Source organism: Nonomuraea soli, from assembly GCF_013761175.1.
GTDB lineage: Bacteria > Actinomycetota > Actinomycetes > Streptosporangiales > Streptosporangiaceae > Nonomuraea > Nonomuraea soli.
In genome coordinates, this window is sequence record NZ_JACDUR010000001.1 from 508,777 (window position 1) to 527,376 (window position 18,600).

16 protein-coding genes are annotated in these 18,600 nt (G+C 71.0%); 13 read left to right on the plus strand and 3 right to left on the minus strand.

Annotated elements, in window-relative coordinates; all coding sequences use genetic code 11:
* Positions 1 to 92 precede the first annotated feature (92 nt).
* The 7 genes from HNR30_RS02450 (at position 93) to HNR30_RS02480 (ending at position 9,403) form a co-directional block, all read left to right on the plus strand.
* The gene (locus tag HNR30_RS02450) at positions 93 to 1,355 is read left to right on the plus strand and encodes a molybdopterin molybdotransferase MoeA (RefSeq protein ID WP_181607976.1); all 1,263 of its coding nucleotides are present in this window, start codon (positions 93 to 95) and stop codon (positions 1,353 to 1,355) included.
* A 74-nt stretch (positions 1,356 to 1,429) separates the two neighbouring features.
* Complete coding sequence (locus HNR30_RS02455) at positions 1,430 to 3,094, plus strand: thiamine pyrophosphate-binding protein (protein ID WP_181607977.1); 1,665 nt, start codon at positions 1,430 to 1,432, stop codon at positions 3,092 to 3,094.
* Between the two features lie 9 nt (positions 3,095 to 3,103).
* Entirely contained in the window at positions 3,104 to 4,330 is a 1,227-nt protein-coding gene (gene frc, locus HNR30_RS02460; protein WP_181607978.1) for a formyl-CoA transferase, read from the plus strand.
* Positions 4,330 to 6,438: an acetate--CoA ligase family protein gene (locus tag HNR30_RS02465; RefSeq protein ID WP_181607979.1), complete on the plus strand. Its 2,109-nt coding sequence runs from the start codon at positions 4,330 to 4,332 to the stop codon at positions 6,436 to 6,438. Before frc ends, HNR30_RS02465 begins: the two co-directional genes overlap by 1 nt.
* Positions 6,439 to 6,588: 150 nt before the next feature.
* Complete coding sequence (locus tag HNR30_RS02470) at positions 6,589 to 7,995, plus strand: Nramp family divalent metal transporter (RefSeq protein ID WP_181607980.1); 1,407 nt, start codon at positions 6,589 to 6,591, stop codon at positions 7,993 to 7,995.
* A complete protein-coding gene (locus HNR30_RS02475) occupies positions 7,995 to 8,447 on the plus strand; it encodes a hypothetical protein (protein ID WP_181607981.1) in 453 nt (150 codons plus the stop codon). The genes HNR30_RS02470 and HNR30_RS02475 overlap by 1 nt, the downstream gene beginning before the upstream one ends.
* Entirely contained in the window at positions 8,444 to 9,403 is a 960-nt protein-coding gene (locus HNR30_RS02480; RefSeq protein ID WP_181607982.1) for a TerC family protein, read from the plus strand. Before HNR30_RS02475 ends, HNR30_RS02480 begins: the two co-directional genes overlap by 4 nt.
* Here the strand turns inward: HNR30_RS02480 and HNR30_RS02485 are convergent, their stop codons facing one another.
* The 3 genes from HNR30_RS02485 to HNR30_RS02495 all read right to left on the minus strand — a co-directional run bounded on the left by HNR30_RS02485 (position 9,404) and on the right by HNR30_RS02495 (position 11,663).
* Positions 9,404 to 9,595 carry a hypothetical protein gene (locus HNR30_RS02485; protein ID WP_181607983.1) on the minus strand — a complete coding sequence of 64 codons (192 nt, stop codon included), beginning with the start codon at positions 9,593 to 9,595 and terminating at the stop codon, positions 9,404 to 9,406. It lies immediately after the preceding gene.
* Between the two features lie 45 nt (positions 9,596 to 9,640).
* Positions 9,641 to 10,357 carry a GntR family transcriptional regulator gene (locus HNR30_RS02490; RefSeq protein ID WP_181607984.1) on the minus strand — a complete coding sequence of 239 codons (717 nt, stop codon included), beginning with the start codon at positions 10,355 to 10,357 and terminating at the stop codon, positions 9,641 to 9,643.
* Between the two features lie 79 nt (positions 10,358 to 10,436).
* A complete protein-coding gene (locus HNR30_RS02495; protein WP_181607985.1) occupies positions 10,437 to 11,663 on the minus strand; it encodes an MFS transporter in 1,227 nt (408 codons plus the stop codon).
* 89 nt (positions 11,664 to 11,752) lie between these two features.
* Between HNR30_RS02495 and sucC the strand changes: the two genes are divergently transcribed.
* The 6 genes from sucC to HNR30_RS02525 are packed head-to-tail and all read left to right on the plus strand — an operon-like array spanning position 11,753 to position 18,593.
* Positions 11,753 to 12,868, plus strand: coding sequence for an ADP-forming succinate--CoA ligase subunit beta (gene sucC / locus HNR30_RS02500; protein WP_181607986.1), 1,116 nt, complete (start codon positions 11,753 to 11,755; stop codon positions 12,866 to 12,868).
* Entirely contained in the window at positions 12,868 to 13,755 is an 888-nt protein-coding gene (gene sucD, locus HNR30_RS02505) for a succinate--CoA ligase subunit alpha (protein ID WP_181607987.1), read from the plus strand. Before sucC ends, sucD begins: the two co-directional genes overlap by 1 nt.
* Positions 13,752 to 14,519 (plus strand): hydroxypyruvate isomerase family protein, encoded by a 768-nt coding sequence (locus HNR30_RS02510; protein ID WP_181607988.1) that lies wholly within the window; start codon positions 13,752 to 13,754, stop codon positions 14,517 to 14,519. Before sucD ends, HNR30_RS02510 begins: the two co-directional genes overlap by 4 nt.
* Positions 14,516 to 15,364: a 2-hydroxy-3-oxopropionate reductase gene (locus HNR30_RS02515; RefSeq protein WP_181607989.1), complete on the plus strand. Its 849-nt coding sequence runs from the start codon at positions 14,516 to 14,518 to the stop codon at positions 15,362 to 15,364. The genes HNR30_RS02510 and HNR30_RS02515 overlap by 4 nt, the downstream gene beginning before the upstream one ends.
* Positions 15,361 to 17,070, plus strand: coding sequence for a glyoxylate carboligase (gene gcl / locus HNR30_RS02520; RefSeq protein ID WP_181607990.1), 1,710 nt, complete (start codon positions 15,361 to 15,363; stop codon positions 17,068 to 17,070). Before HNR30_RS02515 ends, gcl begins: the two co-directional genes overlap by 4 nt.
* Positions 17,070 to 18,593 carry an aldehyde dehydrogenase family protein gene (locus HNR30_RS02525; RefSeq protein WP_220133144.1) on the plus strand — a complete coding sequence of 508 codons (1,524 nt, stop codon included), beginning with the start codon at positions 17,070 to 17,072 and terminating at the stop codon, positions 18,591 to 18,593. The genes gcl and HNR30_RS02525 overlap by 1 nt, the downstream gene beginning before the upstream one ends.
* Positions 18,594 to 18,600 lie beyond the last annotated feature (7 nt).

Sequence of the window (18,600 nt, forward strand, 5' to 3'; positions counted from 1 at the left end):
TTCCGGCGGAGGCGTCGGCTGCGGGTCACGGCGAGCGCGCCGGGCCGTCTTCCGAGGTCCCGGCGGGTGCGCCCGCCGTGGAAGGGCACGCGATGTCATGGGCGGAGGCGAGGGAGGCCGCCGTCGCGGCCGGGGCCGCTCTGACGCCGGTCGCCGTGGAGGTGCCGCTCGCCGAGGCGTACGGCTGCCGCCTGGCCGCCCCGCTGCGCGCCCTCGTCGCGTTACCGGGCGTGGACGTGGCGGCGATGGACGGGTACGCCGTGGCGGGCGAGGGGCCCTGGCGGGTGGCCGGGCACGTGCTGGCCGGGGGCGAGCCGTACCAGAGGCCGCTGCCGCCGGGCGCCTGCGTCGAGATCGCCACGGGCGCCCCGGTGCCCCGCGGCGCCGACCGCGTCGTGCCGTACGAACACACGAGCCGCGGCGAGAACACCCACGACCAGGACGAGCCGGCCCACGACCGGCGTGACCAGGGCGAGGACCCGCGAGGTCGCCCGTTCCTGGGTGCTGTCGTAGGCGAGCGGGAGCCCTCGCGTCGCCCCCACATCCGCCGTCGCGGCGAGGACGTCGAGCGCGGCGCGGTGGTCCTGGGCGCAGGGGCCGAGGTCACGCCCGTGGTGCTGGCCCTGGCCGCCGGGCTCGGCCACGACACGCTGCCCGTCCGCCCGCGACCCAACGTCGCCGTGCTCGTCACCGGCGACGAGGTCGTGCACGAAGGCCTGCCACGCCACGGCAGGGTGCGCGACGCCATCGGCCCGTTCCTGCCCGGCCTCGTCGAGTGGGCGGGCGGCCGCGTCTCCGGCCGCCTGCGCCTGCCCGACGGGCGGGAGGCGCTGGCCAGGGCACTGACGGGCTGGGCGGTCAGGGGCGAGGGCCGCTGGGCGCCGAAGGAGGCCGACGTGCTCGTGGTCTGCGGCGCCTCCTCCAAGGGACCCGCCGACCATCTGCGCGCGGTGCTCGCGGAGCTCGGCGCCGAGGTGCTGGTCGACGGCGTGGCGGTGCGCCCGGGCCATCCCCAGCTCCTGGCCCGCCTGCCGGGGGCGGGTCCAGGGGCGGGCCCGTTCGTGGTGGGTCTGCCGGGCAATCCGTTCGCCGCTCTCGGCGCGGCGATGACCCTGCTCGTGCCGCTCCTGCGCGGCCCGTCCAGGCAGCTGTCCGCCCTGGCGGGACCGGTGCGGGCGCACGCGCGGGACACCCGGCTGGTCCCGGTGCGCAGGACGGGCCGTGGCGCGGTCCCGATCGGCCACGACGGCCCCGCCAGCCTGTGGGGAGCCGCCCTGGCGGACGCCCTGGCCGTGGTGCCTCCCGGCTGGGACGGCGAGCAGGCCGAGCTCCTCGAGTTGCCGAGAAAGGTCTAGACACGCGGTTCACATGAGGGTAACCATAGCCCTCATACGGTATGCAGTATGCGGAAGACAGAAGGGTCGCTCCCATGTCGGAAACCATCTCCGGTGGTCATCTCGTAGCCAAGGCCCTGAAGGCCGAGGGCGTGGACGTGATCTACACGCTCTGCGGCGGCCACATCATCGACATCTACGACGGTTGTGTGGACGAGGGGATCGAGGTCATCGACGTCCGCCACGAGCAGGTGGCCGCCCATGCGGCCGATGGGTACGCCCGCATCACCGGCAAACCCGGTTGCGCGGTGGTGACGGCGGGTCCTGGCACGACCGACGCCGTCACGGGCGTGGCCAACGCCTTCCGGGCCGAGAGCCCGATGTTGCTCATCGGCGGTCAGGGGGCGCTGAGCCAGCACAAGATGGGCTCGCTGCAGGACCTCCCGCACGTCGACATGATGACCCCGATCACCAAGTTCGCCGCCACCGTCCCGAGCACCGAGCGCATCGCCGACATCGTCTCCATGGCCTTCCGCGAGTGTTACCACGGCGCTCCCGGCCCGAGCTTCCTGGAGATCCCGCGCGACGTGCTCGACGCCAAGGTCCCGCTCGACAAGGCCCGCATCCCGCTCGCGGGCCAGTACCGGGCCTCCACCCGGCAGCAGGGCGACCCGCAGGCGATCGAGAAGCTGGCCGAGCTCCTGCAGCGCAGCGAGAAGCCGTGCATCCTGCTCGGCAGCCAGGTCTGGACCTGCCGCGCGACCGACGCCGCGATCGACTTCGTCAGGGGACTGAACGTCCCGGCCTACATGAACGGCTCAGGGCGCGGCACCCTGCCCCCCGGCGACCCCCACCACTTCCAGCTCAGCCGGCGCTACGCCTTCACCGAGGCCGACCTGATCATCATCGTCGGCACCCCGTTCGACTTCCGCATGGGGTACGGCAAGCGGCTCAGCCCGACGGCCAAGGTGGTCCAGATCGACCTCGACTACCGCACCGTCGGCAAGAACCGTGACATCGACCTGGGGATCGTCGGCGACGCCGGCCTCATCCTGTCGAGCGTCCTGCAGGCGTCGAAGGTCACCGACACCTTCGCCAAGCGCAAGGCCTGGATGGACGAGCTGCGCACGGTCGAGACCCAGTCCTACGACAAGCGCCTGCCGCGCCAGCTCTCCGACAGCAAGCCGATCGACCCCTACCGCCTGGTCCACGAGATCAACGAGTTCCTCACCGAGGACACGATCTACATCGGCGACGGCGGCGACATCGTCACCTTCTCCGGCCAGGTCGTGCAGCCCAAGTCGCCGGGCCACTGGATGGACCCGGGTCCGCTCGGCACGCTCGGCGTCGGCATGGCCTTCGCGATGGCCGCCAAGCAGGCCCGCCGCGACAAGGAGGTGCTGTGCCTGTTCGGCGACGGCGCCTTCAGCCTCACCGGCTGGGACTTCGAGACGATGGTCCGCTTCGACCTGCCGTTCATCGGCGTCATCGGCAACAACTCCTCGATGAACCAGATCAGGTACGGCCAGGCCGCCAAGTACGGCGAGGACCGGGCCCGCATCGGCAACACGCTGGGCGACATCCGCTACGGCGAGTTCGCCAAGCTGCTCGGCGGCTACGGCGAGGAGGTCGGCGACCCGGCCGAGATCGGCCCCGCGCTCCGGCGGGCTCGCGAGTCCGGCAAGCCGTCGCTGATCAACGTATGGGTGGACCCCGAGGTCTACGCGCCCGGCACCATGAACCAGACGATGTACAAGTAGGGGCCTTCCATGACAAAAGCCTTGGAAAACGTCCGAGTCCTCGACATGACCCACGTGCAGTCCGGCCCGAGCGCCACCCAGCTGCTCGGCTGGCTGGGCGCGGACGTCGTCAAGCTGGAGGCGCCCACCGGCGACATCACCCGCCAGCAGCTGCGCGACAAGCCGGGCGTCGACAGCCTCTACTTCACGATGCTCAACTGCAACAAGCGCAGCATCACCCTGAACATGAAGTCCGAGCGCGGCAAGGAGCTGTTCACCGAGCTGGTGAGGTCGGCCGACGTCCTGGTCGAGAACTTCGGGCCCGGGGCGGTCGACCGCATGGGCTTCACCTGGGAGCGCCTGCAGGAGATCAACCCCCGGCTCGTCTACGCCTCGATCAAGGGCTTCGGCGCCGGCAGGTACGCCAGGTTCAAGGCCTACGAGGTGATCGCGCAGGCCATGGGCGGCTCGATGGCCACCACCGGCTTCGAGGAGGGCCCGCCGCTGGCCACCGGCGCCCAGATCGGCGACTCCGGCACCGGCATCCACGCCGTGGCGGGCATCCTGGCCGCCCTCTACCAGCGCGAGTCCACCGGCCGGGGGCAGCGCGTGCAGGTCGCCATGCAGCACGCCGTGCTGAACCTGTGCCGCGTGAAGCTGCGCGACCAGCAGCGCCTGGCCCACGGGCCGCTGCGGGAGTACCCGAACAAGACCTTCGGCGCCGAGGTGCCCCGCAGCGGCAACGCCAGCGGCGGCGGCCAGCCCGGCTGGGCGGTGCGGTGCGCGCCCGGCGGTCCCAACGACTACATCTACGTGATCGTGCAGCCGGTCGGCTGGAAGCCCATCGCGACCATCATCGGCCGCCCCGAGCTGGCCGAGGACCCCGAGTGGGCGACCCCCGACGCGCGTCTGAACAAGCTGGACAAGATGTTCCAGCTGATCGAGGAGTGGACGCTCAACCACGACAAGTGGAGCGTGCTCGACCGTCTCAACGCCGAGAACATCCCGTGCGGCCCGATCCTGTCGACCAAGGAGCTGGCGGAGGACGAGAGCCTGCGCGACGAGGGCATCGTGGTCGCGGTCGACCACCCCGAGCGCGGCGAGTTCCTCACCGTCGGCAGCCCTCTGCAGCTGTCGGACTCGCCGGTCGAGGTCAGGACGCCGCCGCTGCTCGGCGAGCACAACACCGACATCTACGGCTCCCTCGGCGTGAGCGCCGAGGAGCTGGCCGAGCTGAAGACGAACGGAGTCATCTAGTGCGGGAGATCATCGAGAAGGCCCTGGCGGAGGGGCGCACCGCGCTGACCGCGCCCGAGGGGCGGGCGATCTGCCAGCAGTACGGCATCGCCACCCCGGGCGAGGGCCTGGCCACCTCCGCCGCCGAGGCCGAGGCGCTCGCCACCGAGCTGGGGCTGCCCGTCGTCCTGAAGATCGTCTCGCCCGACATCCTGCACAAGACCGACGCCGGCGGCGTCCTGGTCGGGCTCAGGACCGCCGAGGAGGTACGGCAGGGCTACGACACGATCCTGGCCAACGCCCGCGCCTACGACGCCGACGCCCGCATCGACGGCGTGCAGGTGCAGCAGCTCGTCGGCGGCGGCCACGAGGTCATCGTGGGCGCGGTCACCGATCCGACCTTCGGCAAGGTCGTCGCCTTCGGCCTCGGGGGTGTCCTGGTCGAAGTCCTGAAGGATGTGACCTTCCGACTTGCCCCGCTTTCGGGTGATGATGCCCTTGCGATGCTGGATGACATCAAAGCGGCAGAAGTGCTGCGTGGTGTCCGGGGCGCCGAGCCCGCGGACAGGAAGGCGCTCGCGGATCTGATCGAGCGCGTCGGCAGGCTGGTCGACGACCACCCGGAGATCATCGAGATCGACCTCAACCCCGTGTTCGCGAGCTCGAAGGGCGCCGTCGCGGCGGACGTGCGGATCATCGTCGGCGAGCGGCCCGCGCAAGGCGAGAGGCTGAGCAGGGACGTCATCCTCGGCCAGATGACCCGCATCTTCAAACCCCGCTCGATCGCCGTCATCGGCGCCTCCAACGAGCAGGGCAAGATCGGCAACTCGGTCATGCGCAACCTCATCAACGGCGGCTACCAGGGGCGGATCTTCCCGATCAACCCGAAGGCGCCCGAGATCATGGGGCTGCCCGCCTACGACTCGATCGCCGCGGTGCCCTACGACATCGACGTCGCCGTCTTCGCCATCCCCGCCGCCTTCGTCGCCGGGGCGCTGGAGCAGGCGGGGCAGAAGGGCGTGGCCGGGGCCATCATGATCCCGTCGGGCTTCGCCGAGACCGGCAACCACGAGGGCCAGGCCGAGATCGTCGCCATCGCCAGGAAGCACGGCGTGCGCATCCTGGGGCCCAACATCTACGGCTACTACTACACGCCCGAGAACCTGTGCGCGACGTTCTGCACGCCGTACGACGTCAAGGGCAGCGTGGCGCTGACCTCGCAGTCGGGCGGCATCGGCATGGCCATCCTGGGCTTCAGCCGTACCACCAAGATGGGCGTCTCGGCGATCGTGGGCGTCGGCAACAAGGCCGACGTCGACGAGGACGACCTGCTCACCTTCTTCGGCCAGGACGACAACACGCGCGCCATCGCCATGCACCTGGAGGACCTCAAGGACGGGCGCGGCTTCGTCGCGGCCGCCCGCGAGGTCGTGCCGCACAAGCCGATCATCGTGCTCAAGGCGGGACGCACCGCGCTCGGCGCGCGGGCGGCCGGCTCGCACACCGGCGCGCTGGCGGGCGACGACAAGGTCTACGACGACATCCTGCGCCAGGCGGGCGTCGTGCGCGCCCCCGGGCTCAACGACATGCTGGAGTACGCCAGGGCGCTGCCGCTGATGCCCACGCCCCAGGGCGAGAACGTCGTCATCATCACCGGCGCGGGCGGCTCAGGCGTGCTGCTCTCCGACGCGGTGGTCGACGCCGGGCTCTCCCTGATGGAGATCCCGCCGGACCTCGACGAGGCCTTCCGCGCCTACATCCCGCCGTTCGGCGCGGCGGGCAACCCGATCGACATCACCGGCGGCGAACCGCCGTCGACCTACGAGAACACGGTGCGGCTGGGCCTGACCGACGAGCGCATCCACGCGCTGGTCCTGGGCTACTGGCACACCATCGTCACCCCGCCCATGGTCTTCGCCGAACTGATCGCCCGCGTCGTGGGCGAGGAGCGGGCCAAGGGCAACCACAAGCCGGTCGTGGCCTCACTGGCCGGGGACACCGAGGTCGAGGAGGCCTGCGACTACCTGTTCGAGCATGGCGTCATCGCGTATCCGTACACGACAGAGAAGCCTGTGGCGGTGCTTGGCGCCAAGTACCGCTGGGCGAGGGCTGCTGGATTGCTGCGTTAGAGCCGTGACGCAGTGGGGGCGTAATTCGGGGAACCGCGCCGCAGAAGAACCAACCCCCCAGGAGGTCCGTAAGTGGACACGTCGAAAGAACCGGTGGTAGCGCCGCCGGTTGAAGCAGAACGAGTATGGAAAGCGGGCCGGCTGGAGCCGATGCCCATCAGGAAACTGCCAGACGCGCCGCCCTCCGTGCACATCCTGGGGCCGACCGTCTTCCTCGTCGCCCTCGGCGTGGGCATGGGCGAGTCGTACATGTGGCCCAGGCTCGTGCTGCTGTTCGGGCCGGAGATCCGCTGGCTGTTCCTGATCGGCGTCACCCTCCAGGCCGTGGTCATGCTGGAGATGGCCCGCTACGCCATGGCGACGGGGGAGAGCATCTTCTCCGGCGCGGCCAGAGTGTTCAAGCCGCTGATGTGGTTCTTCTTCGTCGTGGCGATCCTGGTCTACATCTGGCCGGGCCACCTGTCGGCGGGCGCGGCGGCGTTCGAGGAGATCACCGGCATACCGTGGACGGTCACGGCCGTCACGGGCCTGATCCTGGTGGGGGTGGTCTTCAGCCTCGCCAAGGTGATCTACAACGTTCTCGAGAACGTCCTGTCCCTGCTCATCGGCGCTCTCGTCCTGGGCACCGCGGTGGTCGCGGCCATGGTGGGCTCCTGGAGCGACGTGGTCACCACGATCACCGGCATGTTCTCCTTCGGCTACCTGCCGTCCGAGGCGCTGACGGCCGCGTGGTTCCCCGTCATCGTGGGCGCCTGCGCCTTCGCCGGCCCGTCGGGCATGCAGCAGATGTGGTACACCCTGCACCTGCGCGACTCCGGCGCCGGCATGGGCGTGCACATCCCCAAGGTGCGCGGCCTGAGGCACGCCGGCGAAGAGGAGGAGATGCCCTCCCGCGGCTTCATGTTCGACACCGAGGACCCGGCCGAGATGGCCAAGTGGAGGGGCTGGCGGCGCTGGGTCACCTTCGACGCCCTCCTGCTGTTCTGGGGCATCACCATGCTGGTCACGATCTCCTTCACGGTGATCGCGCAGGCGGCGGTGCGGCAGAACCCGGCCGTGCGCACCGCCATCCAGGGTGACGACCGCGAGGTCGCGCTGAGCGCCATGTCCGACGCCGTCGCCTCGGCGGGCAGCGCGGTGCTCGGCACGATCTTCCTCGGCTTCATCGCTCTGATCGGCCTCAACGCCACGCTGGGACTGTTCGACTCCTTCTCGCGTGGCCAGGCGGACATGACCCACAACTTCGTCCCCGGGGCGAAGAAGGTGAAGATGTCCTACCTGTACGCGGGCTTCCTGTGGGGCGTGATCATCTTCGGCATCCTGATCCTGCTGTTCGGCCCGGCCGACGGACCGAGCGGGATCCTGGACACGCTGGCGTTCCTGTCGACGTTCGCCATGGGCGCCTACTGCGTGACGCTGCTGCTGGTCAACAACCGCATGCTGCCCAAGCCGATCAGGCCGAAGTGGTGGACCAACGCCATCATCGGCTTCGGAGCGGTGTTCTACCTCGGCATGCTGTTCTACAGCCTGTTCGCCTTCGGCGTGGTCGTGGGCTGATGAACCTACGGCACAGCCTCGAACTCGCCCTTCCCGGGGTGCTGATCGGAGCCGTCGCCGGTGCCATCGCCGGTGGGCTGACCCTCCTCGTGGGGCAGCCCTCCGGCCTGGTGCTGGCCGTACCTCTCGCGATCTTCGGCGGCCTGTACGGCACGCTGCTCGGCAAGGGTTTCTTCCGCCCCGGCGCGTTCGGGCCCGCCGGGCTGTACTGGATGCTCGCCTTCCCCGTCGCCCGGCTCATCCAGGAGTCGCTGACGGGCCTGGGCATGCGCGACGGGGTCCTGCTCTTCCTGGCCTACCAGGCCCTGGTCAGCGTCGGCTTCGCGATCGGCTTCATCTGGATGCACGAGCGGATCATGCCGCACTGGCTGCTGCGCCGGGCAGGTGACAACCCCCGGGCGGCCGCGCTTCTCGATTCCTACGTACAGCAGGCAAGGAGGATCAGCCGTTGAACCTGCCCACCTGGATCTGGCTGGCCACGATCGGGGGGTTCTGCCTGATCCTGGCCCTGGACTTCTACCTGGTGGCCCGCAACCCCCACGAACCGTCGTTCAAGGAGTGCGTGGGCTGGGTCAGCTTCTACGTCGGCCTGGCGGTCGTCTTCGGCGTCGGCCTGCTGGTCCTGTCGGGACCGGCCCACGGCGGGGAGTTCTTCGCCGGTTGGATCACCGAATACTCGCTGTCGGTCGACAACCTCTTCGTCTTCCTGCTCATCATGAGCCGCTTCCAGGTGCCCAGGCAGTACCGCCAGAAGGTGCTGCTCATCGGGATCATCCTGGCGCTGGTGATGCGCGGGGCGTTCATCGCGGCGGGCTCGGAGGCCATCACCCGCTTCGACTGGCTCTTCTACCTCTTCGGCGCCTTCCTCATCTACACCGCGTGGAAGCTGATCGGGCACGAAGAGGAGGAGGCGGAGTTCTCCGAGAACATCGCGCTGCGCACCGTGCGCAGGGTGCTGCCGACCACCGACACCTACCACGGCGCCAAGCTGACGGTGCACCTCGGCCGGCGCATGGTCACCCCGATGCTGATCGTGATGGTCGCCATCGGCACCACCGACCTGCTGTTCGCGCTCGACTCCATCCCGGCCATCTTCGGCCTGACGAAGGAGCCCTACCTGGTCTTCACCGCCAACGCCTTCGCCCTGATGGGCCTGCGCCAGCTGTTCTTCCTGATCGGAGGGCTGCTGGACCGGCTGGTCTATCTCAGCAAGGGCCTGTCGGTGGTGCTGGCCTTCATCGGCGTCAAGCTCATCATGGAGGCGTTGCACCACGACGGCGTGTCGTGGGCGCCGGAGATCCCGATCGTGGTCTCGCTCGGGGTCATCGTCGGCACCCTGGCCGTCACCACGGTGCTCAGCCTGCTGAAGTCGCGCAAGGACAGGCAGGCACAGCCGGCCGAGCGTTGATCAGGCCGCGGGTGGGCGAGGAGTCGCCTGCCCGCGGCCTTCTGCCGCGGCGCTCCACACCTCCAGGTAGCGGTCGGCCTCCTCGGCCGAGTAGTGCTTGCGCAAGGCGGCGCTCAGACCCAGGCCCAGCGCCCGCCCGTCCGCGGGCGCACCGGCAGGATCGGAACGGAGAAATCTCAGTAAGGCATTCATGGATTCATTCTCTGCCCGAGGTGTTACGGGCCAATCTGGAGGACGTTAAATGCTGCGCGGCCTGCGGCGGCGCACCGGTTTCTGCACCGGCTCCACCGGCTCGCCCGCGCGTTGCTCCATGTAGGAGGAGCGGGTGTGCTCGGTGTGCTCGCGCATGATGTGCGCGGCCCGGTCGGCGTCACCCGCCTCGATGGCGGCGATGAGCGCCTGGTGCTCGTCCCATGAGGTCATGCCGCGCTGCCGTGCCACCGGCGTGTGGTACCACCGCACCCGGCGCGCCACCTGGGCGGCCAGCTCGGCCAGCACCTTGTTGCCGGACTGGAGGACCACCTGGGCGTGCAGCGCGGAGTTGGTCGCCACCGCGGCCTCCACGTCGTCGGCCTCCACGGCCGCGCGGCCGCGCAGGCACAGGTCGCGCAGCTCCTGCACGCCCTCGGGGCTGGCGTTGAGTGCGGCCAGGCGGGCCGATTCGGTCTCCAGGAGGGCGCGTACGGCCAGCAACTGGTCGGCCTCCTGCAACGTCGGCACGTGCACGAAGGCGCCCTGCCCTGGATGCAGATCGACCCAGCCCTCGCCACTGAGCTGCTGCAAGGCCTCGCGCACCGGCTGGCGTGAGACGCCGAGCAGTTCGGCCAGCTCGCTCTCCACCAGGTGCTGACCCGGCTTGAGCTGGCCGGAGACGATCAGCTCCTGGATGGCCTCGATGACGCTCTCGCGCAGCGTGGCCGGGCGGGGAATCTTGGCCTGGTCCGACACCAACATCACATGACCCCACTTAACGGTTTGTCGTCGACTGCCTACAGCATACAGTTTGTGAGAAACACTTGGCTGGTGAGGCTCGTCACACGGGAATCGTGGCAGGCAGACGCGGCGCGCGCAGCCGTACGCACGCAAGAAGCGCCACCGCGGCCAGTGCCCCGGCAGCCGGGAGCGCGCCGCCGGCGACCAGGGCCGCCGCCGCGAGCCCCGCGAGTGCCTTGGTGCTGTAGACGGTGGCGTGCAGGTGGCGGTCGCTGCCGAAGTAGTCGTGCGCCTGGCGGGCCACCAGCGGGTAGAACGCGCCGCCGCCCAGTCCGGCCAGGATCGTGCCCAGCCAGAGCGCCGCCCCGCCCGCCTCCGCGCCCGCGATCCCGGCGCCCAGCAGCGGCTGACCCGCCGCCAGGCAGACGAGCACGGCCCCGAGCACCCGGCGGCGGCCGAACCGCTCCGACACCCGCATGGCCACGGCGCGCCCGCCCCCGTTGAGCGTGATCAGCAGTACCAGCGCGCCCCACGACCCCGACCCGGCGACCACGACGACGTCGAACAGCGACACGGCGCCCGCGCACACCAGGATCAGCACCAGCTTGGCCAGCGTCGCCGAGCGCAGCGCCTGGGCGGGCGAGAACTGGCGGGCGGCGCTCGGGGTGCGGCGCAGGATCACCTTGTCCAGGGCGCGGGCGCGCGGGTCGACGGTCTGCGGCCACCACGACGCGGGAGGCAGGCGCAGGTGGCGCGCGGCCGCGGCGATCACCACGAGGGCCAGCAGCGCGGCGGCGGTGAAGGCGGCGGCGCCCGCGGCCGGATCGAGGCTCGCCCACCACACCAGCGGCGCGGCGCCGTAGGCGAAGGCGCCGGTCACCAGGCCCACCCGGGTGGCCGGGCGGTCGGGGTACCAGCAGGAGACGACCTCGGTGCACACGGCGTAGACCAGGCCGCCGCCCGCACCGCCGAGCACGCCGTATCCGGCGAGCACGATGAGCGAGGCGGCCCCCGGGTCCGCCGTCGAGAGGGCGAGGGCGCCCAGGCCCAGGCCGCTGAGCACGCTCCCGGCGGCCAGGGCGGCGCGCACGCTCACGGTGCCCCTGCGTACCAGCCGGAGCGCGGGCAGGGCGGTGGCCGCCTGGCAGATCACCCAGACGACCAGCGGAGTCATGGTCCCGCCCGCGAGCAGGGCGGCGTAGCCGTACTGGAGCGGCCCGACGGCGGCCATGGCAGCCCACGCGAGCCAGAACATGCGGCGGCGGTCGGCGGGGACGGGGCCGAGGAGGTAGGTACGGCCGCGCCAGTCCTTGATTGCATTCTCCATACTGTATGGAATAACCATCGGGCCTCTCCTTGTCGAGACCTAGACGGCGCATATTCCATACGGTATACCGTCTACAAAGGAGGCTTCGAATGGACCTGTTCGAGTACCAGGCGAAGGAACTCTTCCGGCGGCACGGCATCCCCGTCCCCGCCGGCGGCGTGGCCGTCACCGCCACGCAGGCGCAGGAGATCGCCGCATCGCTGAACGTACCCGTTGTGATCAAAGCCCAGGTGAAGACCGGTGGACGCGGCAAGGCGGGCGGCATCAGGACCGCCGCGGGCCCGGCCGGGGCCGCCGACGAGGCGGAACGTGTCCTCGGCATGGACATCAAGGGCCACATCGCCCGTGCCGTCCTGGTCGAGGAGGCGACCGTGCCCTTCGAGGAGCACTACGCCGCCTTCCTCGTGGACCGGGCCTCGGGCGGATTCCTGGCCATGCTATCCGCCCAGGGCGGTATGGAGATCGAGGAACTGGCCGTGAGCGACCCCGGCGCCCTGATCAGGGTGCCCGTCGACCCGGAGGCGGGAGTGGACGGCGCCGTGCTGGCCGCGGCGGCCGGGCTGCCCGAGGCCGCCGGCGAGGTGCTCGACCGCTTATGGGAGGTCATGGTCGCGGAGGATGCCCTGCTGGTGGAGGTGAACCCGCTGATCTCGACCGCCGACGGGCGCGTCGTCGCGCTCGACGGCAAGGTGAGCCTCGACGACAACGCCGCCTTCCGGCACTCGTGGCCGCAGCCGGAACCGGCCTCCTCCCTGGAGGACCGGGCCCGCTCGCGCGGCCTCAACTACGTCAAGCTGGAAGGCTCGGTCGGCGTCATCGGCAACGGCGCCGGGCTGGTCATGTCCACCCTCGACGTCGTCGCCCTGGCCGGAGCGGCGCCCGCCAACTTCCTCGACATCGGCGGCGGCGCCTCGGCCCGCATCATGGCCGACGGCCTGGAGATCATCCTGTCCGACCCCGACGTGCGCTCGGTGCTCGTCAACGTCTTCGGCGGCATCACCACCTGCGACGCCGTCGCCACCGGCATCGTCACGGCGCTCCACTCGCTGGGCGAGGTCACCAGGCCCATCGTGGTCCGGCTCGACGGCAACAACGCCGAGGTGGGACGGCGCATCCTCAGCGACGCCCGGCACCCCGCCGTACGGCAGGTCCCCACCATGGACGGCGCCGCCTCCCTGGCGGCCTCTCTGTCTGGAGGCTCGTGATGGCCATCTTCCTCACCAAGGACAGCCGCGTCCTCGTCCAGGGCATGACCGGCTCGGAGGGCGCCAGGCACACCGCCCGCATGCTGGCCGCGGGGACCGACGTGGTCGCCGGCGTCACCCCCGGCAAGGGCGGCCAGGTCGTCGACTTCGGCGAGCGCACCGTCCCCGTCCACTCCTCGGTCGCCGACGCCGTCGCCGAGACCGGAGCCGACGTCAGCGTGGTCTTCGTGCCGCCGCGCCACGTGCACGCCGCGGTCGCCGAGGCCGTGGCCGGCGCCATCCCGCTGTGCGTCGTCATCACCGAGGGCGTACCCGTGCAGGACACCATCCGCTTCCGCGCCCTGGCCACCGCCTCGGGCACGCGCATCATCGGGCCGAACTGCCCCGGGCTCATCTCACCCGGCCAGTCGTCGGCCGGCATCATCCCCGCCGACATCACCACCGCCGGGCGCATCGGCCTGGTCTCCAAGTCCGGCACGCTGACCTACCAGCTCATGTACGAGCTGCGCGACCTGGGCTTCTCCACCGCCGTCGGCATCGGCGGCGACCCCGTGGTCGGCACCAGCCACATCGACTGCCTCCAGGCCTTCCAGGACGACCCGGGCACCGACGCCATCGTCATGATCGGCGAGATCGGCGGCGACGCCGAGGAACGCGCCGCCGCCTACATCTCCTCCCACGTCACCAAGCCCGTCGTGGCCTACGTCGCCGGCTTCACCGCCCCCGAGGGCAAGACCATGGGGCACGCGGGGGCCATCGTCTCGGGCTCCTCCGGTACGGCCCAGGCCAAGAAGGAGGCGCTGGAGGCCGTCGGCGTCCGGGTCGGCGGCACCCCGTCGGAGACGGCCAGGCTGATGCGCTCGGTCCTCTCGGCGGCGGCCCGATGACAGGCCCGAAGTTCGACGTCAACCTCTCCATCCTCCTGACCCACCTGCCGCTCCTGGAACGCCCGCGCGCCGCCGCGGCGGCCGGGTTCGACGCCGTGGAGCTGTGGTGGCCCTTCGACGGTCCCGAGCCGCCCGACCGCGAGCTCGACGCCCTGCAGCGGGCCATCGAGGACGCCGGCGTGCGTCTGGTGGGACTCAACTTCGACGCCGGCGACATGGCCGCGGGCGAGCGCGGACTGCTGTCGGACCCGGCGAGCTCCAAACGGTTCACGGCCAACATCGACGTGGCGGTCGGCTGGGCGGAGCGGCTCGGCTGCCGGGTGCTCAACGCCCTGTACGGCAACGGGCCGGGCGCCGACCCCGAGCTCGCGCGGGAGAACCTCGCGGCGGCGGCCGACGCGGCCTCCGGGATCGGGGCGACGGTCGTCGTGGAGGCGCTCAACTCCCACGAGAACCCCCGCTACCCGATCACCTCCTCCGCCCAGGCCTTCGCGGTGATCGACGCGGCCGGGCGGCGGAACATCGCCTTCCTGGCCGACCTCTACCACCTGCACCGCATGGGCGAGGACGTGCTCGCCGTGCTGGAGCGGCACGCCGGGCGCATCGGGCACGTGCAGATCGCCGACGATCCGGGACGCGGGCAGCCGTTCAGCGGGCGCATGCCGTACCAGCAGATCCTCCGCGCCCTGGAGGGCTACGACGGCCACGTCGGCCTGGAGTACAAGGACACCTCTCCCGACCCGTTCAGCTGGAGGACACGATGAGCATCGCCTTCATCGGCCTCGGGATCATGGGCAGCCCGATGGCCGCCAACCTCGTCAGGGCCGGATACGACGTCACCGGGTACGACGTCACGCAGGACCGCGTCGACCAGCTGGTCGACCGGGGCGGCCACGCGGCACGGAGCGTGGCGGAGGCGGTCAAGGGCGCCGACACGGTGATCACGATGCTGCCCGACTCGCCCCAGGTCGAGCAGGTGGCGCCGACGATCGTCGACCACGGCGGCCCCGACCTGCTCTACATCGACATGAGCACGATCCGCCCCGACACCTCCCGCTGGATCGCGGGCCAGGGGATCCGATCGCTCGACGCGCCCGTCAGCGGCGGCGAGAAGGGCGCGATCGACGCCACCCTGTCGATCATGGTCGGCGGCGACCCGCAGGACTTCGAGCGGGCGCTGCCCCTGCTGAAGGCGGTGGGCAAGACCATCGTGCACGTCGGCCCCTCGGGCGCCGGGCAGACGGTCAAGGCCGCCAACCAGCTCGTGGTGGGCGGGATCTACGGCCTGGTCGCCGAGGCGATCGTGCTCCTCGAAGCCTCGGGCGTCGACCCCGGCAAGGGCCTCGACGTGCTCGCCGGCGGCCTGGCGGGCTCACGGATCCTGGAGCTGAAGCGCCGCAGCATGGTGGCGCGGGAGTTCGCCCCCGGCTTCCGCATCGACCTGCACCACAAGGACATGGGCATCGCGCTGGCCGCCGCCCGCGAGGCGGGCCTCGCGCTCCCGCTGACCGGCCAGGTCGCCCAGCTGGTGGCCGCCGCCCGCGCCCAGGGACACGGGGCGCTGGACCACTCCGCCCTGCTCAAGGTCATCGAGAGGCTCAACTCATGAACCGTATTCCCTGCATGGAAGCCGTCGTGAGGGTGCTGGAGTCGGAGGGGGTCGACACCGTCTTCGGCATCCCGGGGGCGGCGATCCTGCCGCTGTACGCGGCGCTCCAGCACAGCTCGATCAAGCACATCACCGTCCGCCACGAGGAGGGCGGCACGCATGCCGCCGACGGCTGGGCCAGGGCCACCGGCAACGTCGGGGTGACCATCGGCACCAGCGGACCGGCCGGCACCAACATGATCACCGGGCTGTACACCGCGATGGCCGACTCGATCCCGATGATCTGCGTCACCGGCCAGGCCGCCTCCGGCAAGCTGCACCAGGAGGCCTTCCAGGCGGTCGACATCGTGGAGATCGCCAAGCCGGTCACCAAGTGGGCGGTGCAGCTCAAGGAGCCGGGGCAGGCGCCGTGGATCTTCCGCGAGGCGTTCCGCGTCGCCAGGAGCGGACGGCCGGGGCCCGTCCTCATCGACCTGCCGATCGACGTGCAGCGCGGCACCTGCCTGTACGACCCGGAGCTGGACGCGCCGCTGCCCGTCGAGGAGCCCAGGCCGCTGGCCTCGGCGATCAGGCGGGCGGCCGAGATGGTGCAGCAGGCCCGCAGGCCGCTGATCCTCGCGGGCGGCGGCGTGATCATCGCCGACGCCGCGCAGGAGTTACGCGAGCTGGCCGAGGCGCTGCGGGTGCCCGTCCAGGTGACGCTCATGGGCAAGGGCGCCTTCCCGGAGGACCACGAGCTGTTCGCGGGCATGGCGGGGATCCAGACGCAGACCCGCTGGGGCAACGCCGCCTTCCTCGACAGCGACCTGGTGCTGGCCGTCGGCGCCCGCTTCGGCGACCGGCACACCGGCGATCTGGACGTCTACCGGCGCGGCAGGACGTTCATCCACGTCGACATCGAGCCCACCCAGATCGGCCGCGTCTTCGAGCCCGACCTGGGCGTCGTCGGCCACGCCCGCCCGGTCCTGGCCGAGCTGCGCAAGCACGCCGTGCCCGGCGACCGCGAGAAGTGGGTGCGGAAGATCGGCGAATACCGGCGCACCCTGCTGCGCCGCGACGACTTCGACGAGGTGCCGATCAAGCCGCCCAGGGTGTTCAGGGAGATCAACGAGTTCTTCGGGCGCGACACCACCTTCGTCACCGCCATCGGGCTCTACCAGATCTGGTCCGGCCAGTTCCAGACCACCTTCCTGCCCCGCCGCTACCTGGTGTGCGGCCAGGCGGGACCGCTCGGCTGGGAGATCCCCGCGGCGATGGGCGTCAAGTGCGCCCATCCCGAGCGCGAGGTGGTGGTCGTGGTCGGCGACTACTCCTTCCAGTTCCTCATGGAGGAGGTCGCGGTCGCCGCGCAGTACCGCATCCCGTTCGTCATCGTGATGATCAACAACGAGTACCTGGGCCTGATCCGCCAGGCGGAGATCCCCTACGACATGAACTACGCCGTGGACCTGCACTATGGAGAGGGCGGGATCGACCATGTCAAGGCGATGGAGGCCTTCGGCTGCCCGGCCCGCCGCGTGGACCTGCCGGGTGACATCGCCGGCGCGTTGTCGTGGGCGTCGGCCACGGCCCACCGCGAAGGGCTGCCGGTGCTGGTGGAGGTGATGGTCGAGCGCGAGGCCAACGCGGCCATGGGCGCCTCGCTCGACGCGATCAGGGAATTCGAGCCGCTGCCGGAACTCGTCACCGTCGATTGGTCGGACTGATGAACATCAAGCCAGGGTACGGCTGGCAGGACGCCTACGAGCGCTGCCGCGCGATCGCGCCGGAAGCCTTCCACGACGACCGAGTCCTCAACCACTGGGGCGGATTCTGGCAGCGCGACGGCCGCCCGGCGCCCGCCTTCTCCCCGGTCGACGGCACCGCCATCGCCGGGCCTCCCCGCCTCGACCGCTCCACCGCCGCGCGGGCCGTCGCCGCCGCGGCCGAGCAGCACGGCCAGTGGCGGCACGTGCCTCTCGACGAGCGCAAAGCCAGGGTAGGCGCGGCCGTCGGGGCCATGCGCGCCCATCGCGACCTGCTCGCGCTGCTGCTCATGTGGGAGATCGGCAAGCCGTGGAAGAGCGCCTGCGCCGACGTGGACCGGTGCCTCGACGGAGTGCTCTGGTATCTGGACGAGATCGACCCGATGCTCGCCGGCCGCGCGCCGCTGCACGGGCCGGTGAGCAACATCGCCAGCTGGAACTATCCGATGAGCGTGCTCATGCACGCCATGCTCGTCCAGGCGCTGGCCGGCAACGCGGTCATCGCCAAGACCCCCACCGACGGCGGCCTAGCCTGCCTCACGCTGGCCACCGCGCTGGCCGTCCACGAGGGCCTGCCCTTCACCCTGGTCAGCGGGTCCGGCTCCGAGTTGTCGCCGGTGCTGGTCGCCGGGCGCGAACTGGGCTGCGTCTCGTTCGTCGGCGGCCGTACGGCGGGCACGCAGGTGGCGGCCTCGCTGTCGGACCGCAGGCACGTGCTGGAGCAGGAAGGGCTCAACTGCTGGGGCGTGTGGGAGTACGCCGACTGGGACACGCTGTCCGGCCAGATCCGGGCCTCCTTCGAGTACGGCAAGCAGCGCTGCACCGCCTACCCGCGCTTCGTGGTGCAGCGGGGGCTGTTCCACGAGTTCCTGGAGGCCTACGGGGCGGCGGTGCGGGCGCTGAGCTTCGGCCATCCGCTCGCCGTGCACGATGACGCCGACCCGCTGCCCGAGCTGACCTTCGGCCCGCTGATCAACGCCTCCAAGGCCAAGGAGCTGGCCGACCAGGTCGACGCGGCGATCGCCGGGGGAGGGGTGCCGTTGTTCAGGGCGTCGCTCGACGACGGGCACTTCCTCCCGGGGCAGGATATGTCGGCCTACCTCCCGCCCACCGCCCTGCTCGACCCGCCCCGCTCCTCACCCCTGTTCCACGCCGAACCCTTCGGCCCGGTCGACACGATCGTCCTGGTCGACACCGAGGCCGAGCTGCTGGCCGCGATGAACGCCAGCAACGGCGCCCTGGTCGCCACCCTGTCGTGCACCTCGCAGGCGACCTTCGAACGCCTCGCGCCCGAGGTGCGCGCCTTCAAGGTCGGCCACAACCGGCCCCGCTCCAGGGGCGACCGCGAGGAGCTGTTCGGCGGCCTGGGCGCCTCGTGGCGCGGCGCGTTCGTCGGCGGCGAGCTCCTGGTCCGCTCCGTCACCGAGGGCGCGCCAGGGGAGCGGCTGCCGGGCAACTTCCCCGCCTACACGCTGCTGCCCTGAATGCCCC

Coding starts and splice junctions, on each gene's coding strand:
- frc (WP_181607978.1), top strand. CDS start 3,104: ATGACAAAAGCCTTGGAAAACGTCCGAGTCCTCGACATGACCCACGTG.
- HNR30_RS02485 (WP_181607983.1), bottom strand. CDS start 9,595: ATGAATGCCTTACTGAGATTTCTCCGTTCCGATCCTGCCGGTGCGCCC.
- HNR30_RS02455 (WP_181607977.1), top strand. CDS start 1,430: ATGTCGGAAACCATCTCCGGTGGTCATCTCGTAGCCAAGGCCCTGAAG.
- HNR30_RS02525 (WP_220133144.1), top strand. CDS start 17,070: ATGAACATCAAGCCAGGGTACGGCTGGCAGGACGCCTACGAGCGCTGC.
- HNR30_RS02510 (WP_181607988.1), top strand. CDS start 13,752: ATGACAGGCCCGAAGTTCGACGTCAACCTCTCCATCCTCCTGACCCAC.
- sucD (WP_181607987.1), top strand. CDS start 12,868: ATGGCCATCTTCCTCACCAAGGACAGCCGCGTCCTCGTCCAGGGCATG.
- sucC (WP_181607986.1), top strand. CDS start 11,753: ATGGACCTGTTCGAGTACCAGGCGAAGGAACTCTTCCGGCGGCACGGC.
- HNR30_RS02515 (WP_181607989.1), top strand. CDS start 14,516: ATGAGCATCGCCTTCATCGGCCTCGGGATCATGGGCAGCCCGATGGCC.
- gcl (WP_181607990.1), top strand. CDS start 15,361: ATGAACCGTATTCCCTGCATGGAAGCCGTCGTGAGGGTGCTGGAGTCG.
- HNR30_RS02495 (WP_181607985.1), bottom strand. CDS start 11,663: ATGGAGAATGCAATCAAGGACTGGCGCGGCCGTACCTACCTCCTCGGC.
- HNR30_RS02490 (WP_181607984.1), bottom strand. CDS start 10,357: ATGTTGGTGTCGGACCAGGCCAAGATTCCCCGCCCGGCCACGCTGCGC.
- HNR30_RS02470 (WP_181607980.1), top strand. CDS start 6,589: ATGCCCATCAGGAAACTGCCAGACGCGCCGCCCTCCGTGCACATCCTG.
- HNR30_RS02450 (WP_181607976.1), top strand. CDS start 93: ATGTCATGGGCGGAGGCGAGGGAGGCCGCCGTCGCGGCCGGGGCCGCT.
- HNR30_RS02475 (WP_181607981.1), top strand. CDS start 7,995: ATGAACCTACGGCACAGCCTCGAACTCGCCCTTCCCGGGGTGCTGATC.